Source organism: Mycolicibacterium sp. TUM20985, assembly GCF_030295745.1.
Taxonomy (GTDB): Bacteria; Actinomycetota; Actinomycetes; order Mycobacteriales; family Mycobacteriaceae; genus Mycobacterium.
Window position 1 is genome coordinate 4,094,682 of the sequence record NZ_AP027291.1, and the last position, 15,711, is coordinate 4,110,392.

Genomic DNA, 15,711 nt, shown 5'->3' on the forward strand with positions numbered 1-15,711 from the left:
GATGGGACCACCTGATTGCCAGGAGGATGGGACCACCGTGGCGCGTTATTGAGGATGCTCGGCGGGGTGGTCTGGGTCAAGCTGGCCGGGCCGGGCGCGTTGGCGGTAGGACGGTCCTTCGATGACCAGGGTGTGGGCCGCCGCGGTCAGTCGGTCGATGGCTGATTGAGCCAATAGCGTGTCGGCGGTCATGGTCAGCCATTCGGCGGGTTCCCGGTTGGAGGTCACGATGGTGGTCTTGGTGCGGTGACGTTCGACGACGATTTCGTAGAAGTCGCTGGTTTCGGTGGCATCGAGCGAGCGCAGCGCGAAGTCGTCGATGATGAGGACGTCAATCGCGGCCAGGCGGCGGATCTCGGTGTCGACGGTGTGGTCGAGTCGGGCTGCGCGTAGCCGGGTGAACAGTTTGTCGGCGCGACCGAATATGACGGTGTGCCGTCGGCGAATAGCCATGTGCCCCAACGCTGTTGCCAAATGCGTCTTGCCTACTCCGACGGGCCCGAGGACGATCGCGGACTGGCCGGCGTCGAGGAACCGCAGCGAGGTCAGATCCCCGAGCAGGGTGCGGTCATAGCGGAGGTCCTCTTGTGCGGTCCAGGTGTCGAAACGCATGCTCGGGTCGAGTCCGGCTTTGGTCGCCCGTAAGGCGGCTGAGCGGGATTCGCGTCGGGATACCTCATCAGCCAGCAGAGTTTCGAGGAACCCGATGTGGCTGAGTTTGTGTTGGCGGGCCAGGGCGGCACGTTCGGGCAGGGTGTCGGCCAACGCGCCGAGTTTGAGTGCTTTGAGCAGTCGGAGCAGATCAGCGCCGACCGGGTCGGCGGCTGCGCGGTTGGTCGTGGTCATGTCAGCGGGTCTCCTCGGGTTGCGCATCGGCCACGACGGTCAATGATGCTGGGGTGTTGGTGAATTCGGATGGATCACGCGAGAACCGGGTAGCTGACTGCCCGACCGCCCGGGGCAATGCCGGAGTGGTGGTTTCGGTGGCGCGTTCCAGCATGGAAGCGATCTTGTTGACCGAGACGACGTCGAGGTCCAACGCGAGTGAACATGCTCGATCGACGCGCTCAGCGCCGTAACGGCGCACCAGACCCTGGAGCCGGTAGACGGTCCGCATCCGGGTCCAGGGCAGCGGGTCATCGAGGATGCGTTCGGCGTAGATCCCGACATTCGGCCCGTGGCTGGCACACGCCGCGATCAACGCCGCCAAGTCCCGCAGCGCATAGCTGGCCTTGTGCTCAGGCAGATCATTGCGGTCGGTGCTGCGCCCACCTGCCGGTTGGCGGGGATGGACCTTCACCAGCGTGCCGCGGTGATAGAACTTCACCAGCTCGCTATCGGCGCGCACGTCCACCGTGGTGCCGATCCACTGCTCGGGCAACGAGTACAGGGCTTTGCCGACCTCGGCGTGGAAGTCGCGGTGCACCTTGACCGCCTTGAACACCGGCACGTCGTAGGCCCCCGGCACCGGCAGCAGGAGTCGCTGTTCTTCGGCGGTGAACACCTCCACCGGCCGTGCGCAGGTGGTGCCGTGGATGCGCATACCGGCCGTCCGCTCACACCACGCGGTCGCCGCCTGCTGCGCCTGCTCGAGACTGGTGAATGTTTCACCGTCCCAGAAGTTTCCACGCACATACTGCACCGTGCGTTCGACCCGCGGCTTGTCCTTGGGCGAGCGCACCCGGGCCGGGTCGGTGAGGAACCCGCCATGACCGGCGTAATCGAGCCAGCCCGCGGTGAACCGGGGGTTGACCGCATCGGCAGCGGCGATCACCGGTTTCAAGTTATCCGGGATCAGCACCGCGAAGACGCCGCCGAAGAACTCCCACGCCGCCTGAGCGCCAGCGATCACCGCCGCCAAGGTCTGCGAATACGACAACCACACGAACATGTGCCGGCTGTAGACGGCGGTGAAGATCAACGCGTGCACCTTGCGGCGACGACCATCACCGGTGTCGGTGAGCATCCCCAGGTAGCCGAAATCGATCTGGCATTCCACCCCCGGGTCGCCGTCGGCGACTCGCACCGTGGTGTCCTTACGTCCGAAACCGCAACGTTCACTGGCGAATCGGTTCAACGTCCGATACGGAACCACACACCCTCGGCGGTCCAACAGCGTCGCGATCTTGGTGATCGTCAACGGCCGCGCCTCGCCCTCGCCGGCCACCCACGCGGTGATCTGCTCCTCGAATTCGAGCAGCCGATCCCAGGCCGCGCCGTGACCATCGGGGCGCACCGGGCGGACCGCTTCGGCGACCGCACCGATCAACCCGTCATCGAGCGCGCTGACATCGTCGTCTCGGCGCAGCCCCGCTGCCTGGGCGGCCTCCACGTAGCGGCGCACCGTTTTGCGGTCCACACCGCAATGCGCGGCGATCCTGCGGTACCCCGGCGCCGGTAACCCCACCACCCCGAGCCACACCCGCAGCACTTCCCTGATCTCGTTCACACTGACCTCCCGAAAAGCCATGCCCGTGCCTCCGTGACTTGAACTGTCACGGCGATCGAACGGGCAAACGAAGAGACCACCGACGCGGCGCGCCGGTGGTCCCATAACTGGCAATCCAGGTGGTCCCATCCCACTGGCAAAATCAGGTCACAGTGGTCCCATGCTCATGGCAAACGACAGACCTTGGTCGCCGTCAGACGAACACGCGGCGATTGACGACGCCGCGACCACTGTCGACAGCAGGGTCGGGCCAAGCAGGTAGGCGACCTTCACGCCGAGTCTCCTTTGGTTGGTACGATGATCTCAACGCTATATGGAAATGATTGTCATTAGCAACAAGGGCGACACCGGTGCCGCTTCCGGGCGCCGCGGACCGAAGGGAGTACTACCGATGGACGCCGACGCCGACGCCGACGCAGCCGCGGACATGAGGACCGAATTCGAGTCCGCAGCAACAGAATTCAGACCGGCGCGCTTATCCTGGGACCCGATGTACGCGGCCTTCGCAGAGATCGCGGCTCCGGCGACCGCTCAGCGTGTTCTCGATACCCTCACCGTCACCTCGATGCCCAGCACCAGCGTGGTCGGCGCAGGAGTCACGTCGTGACGTCACCGCACCGGGCCACCACACGTCCGTTCACCATTGCCCTCTGTATCAGTTGCACGAGCTCTGCGGATGTCGCTGTGCTGCAGGACCTTCGGAAGTCGATCCGACGGTGCGCCCACGGCGTGCTGGTCACCACCGGATGTTTACGGGGAACGATCACCTGCGCGACCCGCCCCCACGGGCCGGGCACAGTGCTGATGCTGCAGCCGTGCTCCGTCGAGCGCGTCCCATCCGGACCGACGCGCTGGATTGGGCCGCTCATCGACCTCGACGACCTCCGAGCCGTGTGTGACTGGCTGGAACGCGGCGAATGGGACCTGACCGTCTTGCCCACCCGGCTGCACGCGGAGCTCAACAGTGCACGCGCCGTTAGCCACCGGAACTGAGTATCAGCTACACCGGAAGCTGCCCAAGATAGGCGGTGATCCCCCGTGTGACGGCCGCCGCGTAGGTGACTCGACCGCCCGCACTCTCCATCTGCGCGGCCTCCTGCGCGTTCTTCATGTTGCCGCACTCGACTAGGATCGACGGGAAGGCGGCGAGGTTCAGACCGGCCAAGTCCGGGCGACCGTAGAGCCCGTCGGTTCCGAGGTACGTCGAAGGTTGAAGCCCCGCCGCAACCAACTGATCCCGCATGACCGTGGCGAACTGCACGGCCGGACCGGACTGGGCGCCGTTCAACGGCGGGTTCGAGTAGTTGACGTGAAAACCGTGGCCCGAGTGCGGACCACCGTCGGCGTGGATGCTGACGATCGCATCGGGATGCAACCCATTGGCCATCGCGGCGCGTTGGTCGACGCACGGCCCCAGCGCGCTGTCGTCGCCCCGGGACATGGCCGTGCGAACGCCCAACTGGGTGAGCGCCTGTCTGATCAAGAGAACCACCCCCCAGTTGAAGGTGTGTTCGGCGAACCCGGCGTCGGTAGAGGTGCCGGTGGTCTGACATGCCTTGGTGCCGCCGCGCCCGGTGGGTACCTGGCGGTTGATGGACGCATCATTGGCACCGTTGTGACCGGGGTCCAGAAAGACGACACGACCGGCCACCGTGGGTGCGGCCACGGTGGTGGGTGCCGTCAATGTCGATGCAAGAGAGCCAAGTCCGATGACGGCAGGCGTCGCAGCGGCATACATGAGCACCTCGCGCCGGGAGAATTCGCCCCGGCGCACGCGAACGCAATGATCCTGCACGAACGACACCGTAGCGCCGTGACGATACCGAAAACTCGATGGCACGCCGCGGATCCGGCTGCCAGCTCCCTGAGAGCCAATGATCCGTTTTCGCCGGGTTGAGGTGGTACATCGGTGGCGCTGTGTTGTTCAGGTCCATGCCCGTTCGCGCCATCGCCATACGGAATCATCGAGGAAGTCGGCGAGGGTGCGCGGCGGGCGGCCCAGCAGCAGTTGCACGTCGTCTGTGAGCGGCTGGTTTCGGCCCAGCCGGGTCAGCGTGTACACCGCCGACATGAACGCGATGGTCTTCCATCCGACCCGACGTCGCGCCAGTCGTGCCATGAAGCGAACGAGGCCGGGCCTGGCGTACCGCACCGGGCGTCCCAGCGCCGCGGTCAACGCGGTGGCGACCTCCGCCATGCTGAGCGCTGCCGGACCGGTCAGATGGTAGACCGCATTGCGGTGATCGTGGGGTGCGCGCAGCGCCACGGCGGCAACCTCAGCCGCGTCTCGAGCGTCGATGAACGTGGTCCGTCCGCTACCGGCCGGGATGAACAGCTCACTTCGTTCCACGATGTCGGTTCCGGGGGTAGAGACGGCGCGGTGAAGGTTCTGCATGAAGAAGCTGCACCGCAACACCGTCCACGTCATCGAACTCGCCCGCAGCGCAGCCTCCACCTTGTAGTGCGGGATGAATCGCGCCCGGTCGGCGCCGCACACCGAGACGTACACCACGTGACGACATCCAGCCCGGTCGGCGGCCTGGATGAACGGGATGATCGCCGTCCGTGCCGCCGTGTTGCCCGGTAGCGGGAACAGCAGGAACAGACAGTCGACGTCGGCCAACGCCGACGGCCACGTGGTCGGATCGAGGAAATCGAGGGTGACGGCTTCGGGCTGCTGCGCGGCACCCTGACGTCGTGACCGGTCGGGGTGTCGGCTGCCCACCCGCCACGAGGGCATGCCTGATGCTTCGCTAAGGAGGTCGACGAGTTCATGGCCGACGTTGCCACTGGGACCGGTGATCAACAGCATTAAAGCCACTGTGCCACGGCGTCTCCCTCCGTCACGGCGGCGCCGGATGGCGCGAACCACGGCTAACGTGGGGACCATGAGCTTCGGACGCCGACGGTCATCGACCCTCGTGATGATCGCGATCACGATGGTCACGCTGAGCGCGTGCGGTCGTGACGGCGACACCGCTCAGCCCGCAACGAGTACGACGCAATCCGTCGCGGACTTCGCATCGACGATCCGCCAGCGGGTGACGGCGGACGCGATGATGGTCCACCTGCGCAAGTTTCAGGAGATCGCCGACGCCAACGGCGACAACCGGGCGGTCGGCATGCCCGGGTACGACGCCAGCGTGGACTACGTTGCCGATGCGTTGCGGGCCAAGGGCTTCGACGTGCAGACCCCCGAGTTCGAGCTGCGGTTCCCCTTCGCCGACAAGCCCGTGGTGACGGTCGGCGGATCGCGCATCGAGGCGAATCCGCTGGAGTACACCATCGGGACACCACCGCAGGGCGTGACCGGCCCACTGCTGCCGGCACGGGTCGAGGACAGCCCCGGGTGTTCGGCCACCGATTACGACGGCCTGCCGGTCGAGGGTGCGGTGGTGCTGGTGGACCGCGGCACGTGCCCGTTTGGCGACAAGCAGGTAGCGGCCGCCGAACGCGGTGCCGTGGCATTGATCGTCGCCAACAACGTCGACGGCGACGGGTCGGGGGCCACTCTGGGCGCGGGCACCGACGTCACCATCCCGGTGGTCAGGGTCAGCAAGGCCGACGGCGCCCGGCTCCGCAGCAAGCCCGGACCGACCACGATCAAGATGTCTGCGGGCGTCCGCACCGAGCGCACCCGAAACGTGGTCGCGCAGACCAAGACCGGATCGACCCAGAACGTCGTCGTGGTGGGCGGGCACCTGGATAGCGTGCCCGCCGGGCCCGGCATCAACGACAACGGCTCCGGCGTCGCGGCGATCCTGGAAACGGCCCTGCAGATGGGCCCCACCCCGCCGGTGCGCAACGCGGTCCGGTTCGGATTCTGGAGTGCCGAGGAGATCGGCCTGCTCGGCTCCGCGAACTACGTGCAGTCGCTCAGCGTCGATGAGCTCAAGGACATTGCGCTGTACCTGAACTTCGACATGCTGGCCTCACCGAACCCCGCCTACTTCACCTACGACGGCGATCAGTCCGCGCCGCCCGAACCCGAGCAGAGTCCGCCGGTGGTGCCGGAGGGGTCCGCGGGAATCGAACGGACGCTGGTCGCCTACCTGAAGGCAGCGGGTAAGACTGCCCAGGACACGTCCTTCCAGGGCCGCTCGGATTACGATGGATTCACCCGGGCCGGTATCCCAGCCGGCGGGATCTTCTCCGGTGCCGAAGCCAAGATGACGGCATCGGAGGCCGAACTGTGGGGTGGCGTGGGCGGGGCACCCTATGACCCGAACTATCACCCGAAGACCGACACCCTGGACCGGATCGACCGGTCTGCACTCGACATCAACGGCGGTGGGGCCGCCTACGCGGTCGCGTACTACGCGCAGGATCTCGACGGCCGCAACGGTGTACCGGCCCGCGATGACCGCACCCGGCACGTGGTGGCCGCACCATGAGACCGAGGTGCATCGTCGCGGCACTGCTGTTAACGGTCGCCACGGTCGTGAGCTCCTGCGGCGCGTCGGTGACCGATCCGCATGACGCCGGGGTCGAGCAGCCGGTGGTTTCCAATGCCGCCGACATTGCGTTCGCGCGCAACATGATTCCGCATCATCAGCAGGCAGTCGTCCTCGCGGCGATGGTGCCCGCCCGCACCACCAACCCCGACCTTCGGGTGATGGCCGCCCACATCGGCGCCGATCAGCACGCCGAGATACTGACGATGAATCTGCTCCTCGAGCAGTGGCACGCGCCCGCCGACCCCGATCGGGGCGCGATGGCCAGCCACGAAGACATGGCGATGATGGGCATGGTCGACGAGCCCACCATCGATCGACTCACCTCGCTCGACGGCGCCGCCTTCGACACGTTGTGGATCCAGTCGATGATTGGCCACCATCAGGGCGCGGTGACGATGGCGAACGACGAGGTCGCTCACGGCCAGAACCCCGACGCCGTCTCACTTGCCAGGCAGATGATTACGGCTCAGCAGCGAGAGATCGCCATGTTGACGCATCTGATCAGCGCATCGCAGTGATGGGCTTGATCATTCAAGTCCCACGGCAGCGGGGACAGACGCCGTAGAGGTCGACGTGGTGGGTGACCTCGGTGAACCGATGCCGAGCGGTGAGTTCGCCGGTGCGCTCCTCCAGGGCGGTCGGGGTGAACGCGATCGCACGCCCACACCGTCGGCACAACAGGTAGTGACGGTGCCCGGAGTGGCTGCGTCGCCGGTAGAGCACCTCGCCGTCCTCAGCGCGTTGAGCCTCGGCGATCCCGTCGGCGACCAGGCCGCGCAAGATGCGGTAGACGCTAGTCAGCCCGATCCGGACGGTCCGATCCTCACGGATGTTGGAGCAAATGTGTTGCGCGCTGCGGAATTGGTCACTGTCGCCCAACGCGTCTAAGACGAGCTGCTGTGTGGCGGTGCGGGGACGTTGCCGTTCGGCCGGGGACGCCGACATCGAACTCGGTCTCCTTTCGCACGGCGCGTGTCAATTACGGTGGCGCCGCCTCAGGTGACTGCAGTGGTGGGCAGCAGTGGTGCCCCCGTGGGGTCGGACTGCTCGTCGAGAGCCTTGGCCGTCGACCGGACTCGCCGGTCGGCCACCCACACCAACATCCAGACCGTGCAGGCAATGGTGACGACCAGAAAGCTGGGCGGCAGGTTGAACATGGCGGACAGTCCCAGGCCGAGCCAGACGGAGATGACGCTGATCGCAGTGGACACCGCCATCGCCAGCGCCGGCCGGGGGGTCAGCATGATCGCGGTGGCCGCGGGGGTGACGACGAGTGCGAACAGCAATAGCGTTCCGACAGCCTGCACGGCCATCGTCACGGCCAGACCGAGGAGCACCATGAACAAGATCGACAGCGCCCGTACCGGGACGCCCTTGGCTTCGGCGACCGGAGCGTTGACCGACGCGAACAGCAGCGGCCGGTAGACGAAGGCGATCACGGCCCCCAGCAACGCCAGCAGTACCGCGAAGGTCACCAGTTGTTCCGACGAGATGGCCAGGAGGTTGCCGAACAACACGTTGGTCATGGTGCTCGAACTCTTCGTGGCCAGTGAGTTGAAGAACAGGCCAAGCCCTGTGGCCATCGCCAGCACCGTGCCGGTGACCACTTCACGGTCGGAGGCGCGTTTGCCAAGCAGTCCGATGACGAGCGCCCCGCCCACGCAAAACACTCCCAGCCCCACGCCGACGGGCACCCCGACCAATACCGCGCCCGTTGCTCCTGGCAGTCCGATGTGGGCGAGCGCATGCGCGGCGAACGCATTGTTGCGCACGATGATGAAGTAGCCGATCAGTCCGGCGGCGAACGCGACGATGGTGCCGCCCAGGAGGGCGTTGCGCATGAACGCCGAGGTGAGGACGTCCCACCAGTTCTGTTGGTAGCCAAGCGCTATCAGATGGGTCGTCACGACACACTCCTCATGTAGAGCGCGCCCTGCGGGGTGTGCGCGACTTCGATCGGTGTGCCGTAGAGGTGACTGAGCAACGTTTCGTCGACCAGGTCATCCATCGGGGCGTAGTGAGCGTGCCCGTCGAGGAGGTAGATGGCACTGGTGAGGATGGGGAGCAACGGGTTCAGGTCGTGCGCCACGACGAGGATCGTCACCGACAGTTCCCGGTGCAGGCGCGCCAGCAGCTCGACGATCTCGCGTTGATTGCGCAGATCCAACGATGCCAGCGGTTCGTCGAGGATGAGCATCTTCGGTTCAGCCACGAGGGCTTCGGCGATCGCAACCCGTTGTCGTTGGCCACCCGAGAGCGTCGAGAGCCGCTTGGTGGCGAGGTCAGCGGCACCCACCGACGCCAGCGTGTCCGCAACGCGTCGCCGCTGGGCGCTGGTAGCCCGACCGAAGGCCCACCGGCGACCGGTGAGACCCAGCAGGACCGCGTCGCACGCGCGGATCGCGTCCCCGGCGCTGGCGGCGTAATTCTGCGGGACGTAGCCGATCGAATCGTTGTCGTCGCCGGGGCGTCGGCCAAACACTCCGAGCCGCCCCGTCGCGGCGGGGATCAATCCCAGGATCATCTGCAGCAGCGTCGTCTTTCCCGACCCGTTGGAGCCGATGACGGCGACGATCCCGCCGGCGGGGACGGTGAAACTGCCCTGCGACCAGACCGTCTGACGGCCGCGAACGGCGCTGACGTCGTCGAACGTCAGCGCCGCATCGTCCGCAGCGGTACTAGACGGCGACACCGAGGGCCTTGGCCAGTGCGGTGAGTTGGCCGTCCTGCCAGCCCTCGAACGATGTCTGGCCGGGCGGAACCGTCTCGGTGACGTCGACGATGGGCACCCCGGCAGCCTCAGCGGCCGACCGGATCTGTTCCGGCACCGAACCCTCGGTTTGGGTGTTGTAGATCAGCACGTCGATCTGCTTGTCCGCCAGCGCAGTTTGGAACGCGGCGATGTCGCCTGGAGACGGGTCGGATTCGGCTGCCGACGCATTTTGATATCCCTGCGGAGTCTTGTTGACCAGGCCCACTGCCTTGGCCAGGTAGTCGAAGACGCCCTCGGTGGCGGCGTAGGACTTGCCGGTGGCCCCGGCCTTGATCTTGGCGATCAGCCCGTCGTACGGCGCCAATGCGGTGGTGAACGCCGCCCGCCTGCTGGCGAAGTACTCGGCGGATTCCGGCTCGAGTTTTGACAGCTGCGCGGTGACGGCATCGGCGACGGCAGTCACCGCAGACGGGCTATACCAGAGGTGCGGGTTGGCACCGTCCGCTGTCTTGGTCACCTCGGCAGCGCTGACCACCGGGGCATTCGTTGCCGAGGTGGCAGCGAGCTTGGATGCCCACGGGTCGTAGTCGGCGCCATTGACCACGATCAGCTTGGCCCCGGTGAAGAACGCGGCGTCTGCCGGTGACGGTTCGTAATCGTGCGGGTCGACCGACGAGCTGGCCAGCACCGTTTTCACGGTTGCGCACGTCCCACCCAACTCGGAGACGATGTCCCCCCACTGGTCGACGCTGACCAAGACCTCCACCGGTGCCGTCGGGCAGGTGGCGGTCGCAGCACTTCCCGAGGGTGTCGCCACCGCGGTGGTGCTGCTGTTGGCAGTGTCGGTCGAACTGCTGGAACAAGCTGACAAGACCAGTGGAACGGCCATCACCAGGGCAGCAACGAGGTGGGGTTTACCGAGCGGAGGACGTAACATGATGGGAACGATAATCGTTAACGTTAAGTCGCGCGACACTGGGCCGAGTTCGTGCACTAGGTTGGCGCTCCAAGAGCCCATGGGGCCTGGCGTTGAGAAAGGGCATCGATGATGGTTGGCGGATTGCTGGCGAAGGCTGCAGGAGCAGTGTTCACCGGCTTGGTTGGCGTGACGGCCTACGAAGTGGCGCGCAAGGCGGTCGCGAAGGCTCCAGTCCGACAGGCGGCGGTGGCGACGACGGCGCTGGGTATTCGTGGAGCGCGCAAAGCCGAGGAGGGCGCGGAGAACCTGCGACTGAAGGCGGCCGACGTGATGGCAGAAGCGCGTGAGCGCGTCGGCGAGGAAGTGCCGCCGCCCGCTGTTGCGGACGCCGATCACGGCCACGGCCACGACCACTGACCCGATGGCGGAACTGACCGTCCACTCGGATGCCGCCGGACGGATGCGCCTGCGGGCGAACTGGTTCCGCTTCGACCCGGTGCGTGCGGTGGCCATCGAAGAGGGCGTCGGTCGGATTGCTGGTGTCCGGGCCGTGCACGCCTACCCGCGGACCGCGTCGGTGGTGATTTGGTACTCGCCCACCAAGTGCGACAAGACAGCGGTTCTCGACGCGATCTCGACAGCCCGGCGGGTGGCCGCCGAACTGGTTCCGGTTCGTGCGCCACGATCCGCGGACATCCGTAACGCCGACGTGGCCCGGATGATCATCGGCGGCCTGGCTCTGCTGCTCCTCGGCACTCGGCGATATGTGTTCGCCCGGCCGCCACTGTTGGGTCCGACGAGTCGACTCTTCGCCACCGGGGCGACCATCGCGACGGGTTACCCGTTCCTGCGGGGCGCTTTGCGCTCGTTGCGGGGTGGGAACGCTGCGGGCACGGACCTGCTGGTCTCGGCCGCGACGGTCGCCAGCTTGATTCTGCGGGAGAACGTCGTTGCGCTCACAGTGCTGTGGCTGCTCAACATTGGTGAGTACCTGCAGGATCTGACGCTGCGTCGGACCCGGCGCGCGATCACCAATCTCCTTCAGGGCAATCAGGACACCGCCTGGATCCGGCTGGCCGACGGCATCGAGGTGGAAGTCGCGATCGGCACGTTGGCAGTCGGCGACGAGGTGATCATCCACGATCAGGTGGCGATCCCGGTCGACGGCGAGGTGGTCGACGGGGAAGCCGTCGTCGACCAGTCGGCGATCACCGGCGAAACCTTGCCGGTGAACATTGCCGTCGGTGCACGAGTCCATGCCGGGTCGGTCGTGATCCGCGGCCGACTAGTGATCCGAGCGAACGCGGTTGGCAGCGAAACGACCATCGGGCGCATCATCAGCCGGGTCGAGGAGGCCCAACTGGACCGGGCGCCGATCCAAACCATCGGCGAGAACTTCTCCCGCCGGTTCGTGCCGGCATCGTTCCTGCTCTCCGCCATCACCCTCGTCGGGACCGGCGACGTCCGTCGGGCGATGACGATGCTGCTGGTGGCCTGCCCGTGTGCGGTCGGCTTGGCTACCCCCACGGCAATCAGCGCTGCCATCGGCAACGGCGCGCGGCGCGGCATTCTCATCAAGGGCGGCTCTCACCTGGAACAAGCCGGCCGGGTGGACGCGGTGGTGTTCGACAAGACCGGAACGTTGACCGTCGGGCGACCCGTCGTGACCAACATCGTTGCCTTCCACAAGGATTGGGAGCCCGAACAGGTTCTCGCCTACGCCGCCAGCTCCGAAATCCACTCCCGCCACCCGCTGGCCGAGGCGGTGATCCGCTCCACCGAGGAGCGTCACATCGCGATCCCGCCGCACGAGGAGTGCGAGGTGCTGGTCGGGCTCGGCATGCGCACTCAGGCGGACGGCCGCACGCTGCTGCTCGGAAGTCCATCGCTGCTGCGCAACGAAAAGGTGCGCGTCACCAAGAAGGCATCGGAATGGGTCGCCCGCCTGCAGCGCGAAGCCGAGACCCCACTGCTTCTCGCCGTGGATGGCAAGCTGGTCGGGCTGATCAGCCTGCGTGACGAAGTGCGCCCGGAATCCGCCGAAGTGTTGACGGCTCTGCGCGCCAACGGCGTACGCCGCATCGTGATGCTGACCGGGGACCATCCCGAGACCGCACGGGCGGTGGCAGACGAACTGGGCATCACCGAATGGCAGGCCGAGGTGCTACCCGAGGACAAGCTCGAAGTGGTCCGCGCGCTGCAGAACGACGGCTTCGTCGTCGCGATGGTCGGCGACGGAATCAACGACGCCCCCGCCCTGGCAGCCGCCGACATCGGCATCGCCATGGGCCTGGGCGGCACCGACGTCGCGGTCGAGACAGCGGATGTCGCACTCGCCAGCGACGACCTGCGGCGACTGCTCGACGTCCGATCGCTGGGCGGGCACGCGGTCGACGTGATCCGGCAGAACTACGCAATGTCGATAGCGGTCAACGCGATTGGGCTATTGGTGGGCGCCACCGGTGGCCTCTCGCCGGTGCTCGCCGCAATCCTGCACAACGCGTCGTCGGTCGCGGTCGTCGCCAACAGCTCCCGGTTGATCCGCTACGAGCTCGACTGAGATGGTCACGGCGTTGTCCGGTTCGGCTCATCACGCCGGACCAAGGGCGCATCACTCCTGGTAGCTCCATATGCGTAGTTGCTCGGCGATGTCGTCGAGGTCGGGCACTTCCCCCGTGGCGACCCGAATCACGAAGTCAAAGCGGTCGTCTTCGGGTGCATTGGTCCATTGATCGTTGACGTCAAGGAACGTCCGGCAGGCCGTCCACGCAAGTCGCTTGTTTCCGTCTACCAGCGCGTGATTGCGCGACGGAATGATACCGGATTGATACCACCTGCCGTGCACGGAAATTTCGCGCGGAGCCACCGACCAATACCGCACGTTCGGAATACGTGCACTCCGCCAGTAGAGTCGACTCTCGCGGGCGCTCCGTCGTTGTCCCCCATGGGCATTCGCATGGTGGCGCACGCCATCATCGCCTACGGCACACCGGACCAGAAGGACTTCTTCCTTCCCCGCATCCTCAGGGGCGAGGTGGTCTTCTGCCAGGGCTATTCCGAGCCGGAGGCCGGTTCGGATCTCGCCGCGCTGTCCATGGCCGCAGTCGACGACGGCGACGAGCTGGTGTGCACGGGCAGCAAGATCTGGACGACCCATGCCCGTGAAGCGAATTGGATGTTCGGGCTCGTCCGCACCTCCCGTTCCGCCAAGAAGCAGCAGGGCATCACGTTCGTCCTGATCGACATGGCCTCTCCCGGCATCCAGATCCGGCCCCTGGTCATGACGTCCGGGGAGGAGATTCAAAACCAGGTGTTCTTCGACGACGTGCGCGTACCGAAGAGCAACGTGGTCGGTGACATCGACGACGGGTGGTCCGTCGCCAAGTACCTCCTCGAGTTCGAACGGGGTGGTGGCGCCAGCGCACCCGCGCTGCAGGTGATGGCTGAGCAGGTGACCACCGCGGCGGCGGCCCAGCCGGGTCCGGACGGCGGTCGGCTGATCGACTGCCCCGCCTTCTCGCACAAGCTCGCCGACGCGCGCATCCGCACCGACGTCCTGGAGATCCTCGAATATCGCGTCCTGGCGGCCCTCGAAGGCGGCGGCCACCCCGGGCCGGCTTCGTCGATGCTCAAGATCCTCACCACCGAACTCAGTCAAACCCTGACCGAACTCGCCATGGAGGCGGCCGGGCCGCGCGGGCGCGCCTATCAGCCCCACGCGACGCGACCGGGTGGACCCATCTCGGAGTACCAGCCGCCACCCGACGGCTACGTCAGTGGAGAACCATGGCAGGCGGTCGCCCCCCTGCGATACCTCAATGACCGGGCGGGCTCGATCTACGCGGGCAGCAATGAGATTCAGCGCAACATCCTCGCCAAGGCAGCACTGGGACTCTGAATGGACTTTCGACTCTCCGACGAGCAGGAAATGCTCCGCACGGGCCTCACCAAGTTCCTCGGTACGCGTTACGGTCTCGAACGCAGTCGCGCAGCCGCCAAGACCGGCACCGGCTGGCAACCCGACGTCTGGCGGGCGTTCGCCGACGAACTCGGGATCCTCGGTGCGGCCCTGCCCGAGGATGCGGGCGGAATCGGCGGCGGACCCGTCGAGGTCATGGTGATCGCGGAGGCGCTTGGCCACGCCCTCGTCATCGAGCCCTTCGTCGACACGGCCGTGGTGGCCGCGGGCCTCCTCCTGCGAGCCGGTGGCGAGCGCGCGGCGGAGGTCCTCCGACGCATCGCCGACGGACGGGCGATCGTCGCCCTCGCCGCAGCCGAGGCGGAGTCCGGTGACCGCTGGCTGGACGCCGCGACGACGGCACACTGGGACGGGGTCGGTTGGGTTCTGAACGGATCGAAGATCATGGTGCTCAGCGCGCCGTTCGCCACGCACCTGCTCGTCACCGCGCGCTCGGAGAGCGGCCTGTCGCTGTTCCTGCTGGACACCGGAGACGTCGTTGACGGCCCAGGTCTGGAAATGCACGGATATCGCACGGTCGACGACCGCCGCGCCGCAGATCTGGTGCTGACCGGTCTGCGGTTACCGGCCGACGCGATGCTCGGCCGCGAGGGCGATGCCTGGCCATCACTGGACCGGGCACGCGACGAGGGCGCCGCCGCGGTGTGCGCCGAGGCGGTCGGCGGAATGCGGCGGGTCTTCGCCGACACCGTCGAGTACTGCAAGCAACGTCGGCAATTCGGCCAGCCGATCGGTAGCTTCCAGGCGTTGCAGCACCGCATGGTCGACATGCACATGGAACTCGAGCAGGCCACGGCGGCGGTGTACCTCGCGGTGCTGAACCTCGAGTCCGACGCCGCGACGCGAGCTCGCGCCGTGTCGGCAGCCAAGGCGACGATCGGCAGGGCGGCCCGATTCATCGGACAGAACGCCGTGCAATTGCACGGCGGGATGGGCATGACCGAGGAACTCGCCATCGGGCACTACTTCAAGCGGCTGACCGCGCTGCAGTACGAGTTCGGGTCGACCGACCACCACGTGACGCGGTACGCCGAGCTCACTCGCGGGTGAGCGCCCGCGGCTGGGCGCTCTTCGCGGCCATGAGTGTCATCTGGGGTGTCCCGTACCTGTTGATCAAGGTCGCGGTCGGGGGTGTGTCACCGCCGGCGGAGCCCACCTGACGAACTGGACACGTGTCCGCTTTGCAGGCTCTCC

The 15,711-nt window shown here is 66.6% G+C and carries 15 protein-coding genes and 3 pseudogenes; 8 read left to right on the plus strand and 10 right to left on the minus strand.

Features of this window, described 5'->3' with window-relative positions; genetic code table 11:
* Positions 1–45 precede the first annotated feature (45 nt).
* From istB to QUE68_RS20105, 3 genes are all read right to left on the minus strand, one after another.
* Entirely contained in the window at positions 46–846 is an 801-nt protein-coding gene (istB, locus tag QUE68_RS20095) for an IS21-like element helper ATPase IstB (protein ID WP_284226300.1), read from the minus strand.
* A gap of 1 nt (position 847) precedes the next feature.
* Positions 848–2,470 carry an IS21 family transposase gene (gene istA, locus QUE68_RS20100; protein ID WP_284226301.1) on the minus strand — a complete coding sequence of 541 codons (1,623 nt, stop codon included), beginning with the start codon at positions 2,468–2,470 and terminating at the stop codon, positions 848–850.
* Positions 2,471–2,596: 126 nt separating this feature from the next.
* A complete protein-coding gene (locus tag QUE68_RS20105; protein WP_286274297.1) occupies positions 2,597–2,722 on the minus strand; it encodes a hypothetical protein in 126 nt (41 codons plus the stop codon).
* 118 nt (positions 2,723–2,840) lie between these two features.
* On the opposite strand from QUE68_RS20105, the gene QUE68_RS20110 reads away from it, so the two are divergent.
* A complete protein-coding gene (locus tag QUE68_RS20110; RefSeq protein WP_284235481.1) occupies positions 2,841–3,056 on the plus strand; it encodes a hypothetical protein in 216 nt (71 codons plus the stop codon).
* Between the two features lie 393 nt (positions 3,057–3,449).
* Here QUE68_RS20110 and QUE68_RS20115 read toward each other — a convergent pair whose 3' ends face one another.
* Positions 3,450–4,187: an Rv3717 family N-acetylmuramoyl-L-alanine amidase gene (locus QUE68_RS20115; RefSeq protein WP_284236174.1), complete on the minus strand. Its 738-nt coding sequence runs from the start codon at positions 4,185–4,187 to the stop codon at positions 3,450–3,452.
* A gap of 186 nt (positions 4,188–4,373) precedes the next feature.
* Positions 4,374–5,261 carry an NAD(P)H-binding protein gene (locus tag QUE68_RS20120; protein WP_284235480.1) on the minus strand — a complete coding sequence of 296 codons (888 nt, stop codon included), beginning with the start codon at positions 5,259–5,261 and terminating at the stop codon, positions 4,374–4,376.
* A gap of 76 nt (positions 5,262–5,337) precedes the next feature.
* On the opposite strand from QUE68_RS20120, the gene QUE68_RS20125 reads away from it, so the two are divergent.
* Positions 5,338–6,843 (plus strand): M28 family metallopeptidase, encoded by a 1,506-nt coding sequence (locus QUE68_RS20125; RefSeq protein WP_284235479.1) that lies wholly within the window; start codon positions 5,338–5,340, stop codon positions 6,841–6,843.
* Positions 6,840–7,424: a DUF305 domain-containing protein gene (locus tag QUE68_RS20130; protein WP_284235478.1), complete on the plus strand. Its 585-nt coding sequence runs from the start codon at positions 6,840–6,842 to the stop codon at positions 7,422–7,424. Before QUE68_RS20125 ends, QUE68_RS20130 begins: the two co-directional genes overlap by 4 nt.
* Positions 7,425–7,437: 13 nt before the next feature.
* Here the strand turns inward: QUE68_RS20130 and QUE68_RS20135 are convergent, their stop codons facing one another.
* The 4 genes from QUE68_RS20135 to QUE68_RS20150 form a co-directional block, all read right to left on the minus strand.
* A complete protein-coding gene (locus tag QUE68_RS20135) occupies positions 7,438–7,851 on the minus strand; it encodes a Fur family transcriptional regulator (protein ID WP_284235477.1) in 414 nt (137 codons plus the stop codon).
* A gap of 50 nt (positions 7,852–7,901) precedes the next feature.
* A complete protein-coding gene (locus tag QUE68_RS20140) occupies positions 7,902–8,747 on the minus strand; it encodes a metal ABC transporter permease (protein ID WP_286275880.1) in 846 nt (281 codons plus the stop codon).
* A gap of 62 nt (positions 8,748–8,809) precedes the next feature.
* Positions 8,810–9,598 (minus strand): metal ABC transporter ATP-binding protein, encoded by a 789-nt coding sequence (locus tag QUE68_RS20145; protein WP_284235476.1) that lies wholly within the window; start codon positions 9,596–9,598, stop codon positions 8,810–8,812.
* Complete coding sequence (locus tag QUE68_RS20150; RefSeq protein ID WP_349816926.1) at positions 9,585–10,376, minus strand: metal ABC transporter solute-binding protein, Zn/Mn family; 792 nt, start codon at positions 10,374–10,376, stop codon at positions 9,585–9,587. Before QUE68_RS20150 ends, QUE68_RS20145 begins: the two co-directional genes overlap by 14 nt.
* Before the next feature lie 288 nt (positions 10,377–10,664).
* On the opposite strand from QUE68_RS20150, the gene QUE68_RS20155 reads away from it, so the two are divergent.
* On the plus strand, positions 10,665–10,955 hold the full coding sequence (locus QUE68_RS20155; RefSeq protein WP_284224548.1) for a DUF1490 family protein: 291 nt from the start codon (positions 10,665–10,667) through the stop codon (positions 10,953–10,955).
* Between the two features lie 4 nt (positions 10,956–10,959).
* The gene (locus tag QUE68_RS20160) at positions 10,960–13,098 is read left to right on the plus strand and encodes a heavy metal translocating P-type ATPase (protein WP_284235474.1); all 2,139 of its coding nucleotides are present in this window, start codon (positions 10,960–10,962) and stop codon (positions 13,096–13,098) included.
* A gap of 51 nt (positions 13,099–13,149) precedes the next feature.
* On the opposite strand, the pseudogene QUE68_RS20165 reads toward QUE68_RS20160, so the two are convergent.
* Positions 13,150–13,347, minus strand: a pseudogene (locus tag QUE68_RS20165) (type II toxin-antitoxin system death-on-curing family toxin); the annotation flags it as partial.
* Between the two features lie 99 nt (positions 13,348–13,446).
* Between QUE68_RS20165 and QUE68_RS20170 the strand changes: the two are divergent.
* From QUE68_RS20170 to QUE68_RS20180, 3 genes and pseudogenes are all read left to right on the plus strand, one after another.
* A pseudogene (locus tag QUE68_RS20170) lies at positions 13,447–14,436 on the plus strand (acyl-CoA dehydrogenase family protein); the annotation flags it as partial.
* On the plus strand, positions 14,437–15,567 hold the full coding sequence (locus QUE68_RS20175; RefSeq protein ID WP_286274299.1) for an acyl-CoA dehydrogenase family protein: 1,131 nt from the start codon (positions 14,437–14,439) through the stop codon (positions 15,565–15,567).
* Positions 15,564–15,662, plus strand: a pseudogene (locus QUE68_RS20180) (DMT family transporter); the annotation flags it as partial. The gene QUE68_RS20175 and the pseudogene QUE68_RS20180, both read left to right, overlap by 4 nt.
* Positions 15,663–15,711: the final 49 nt, after the last annotated feature.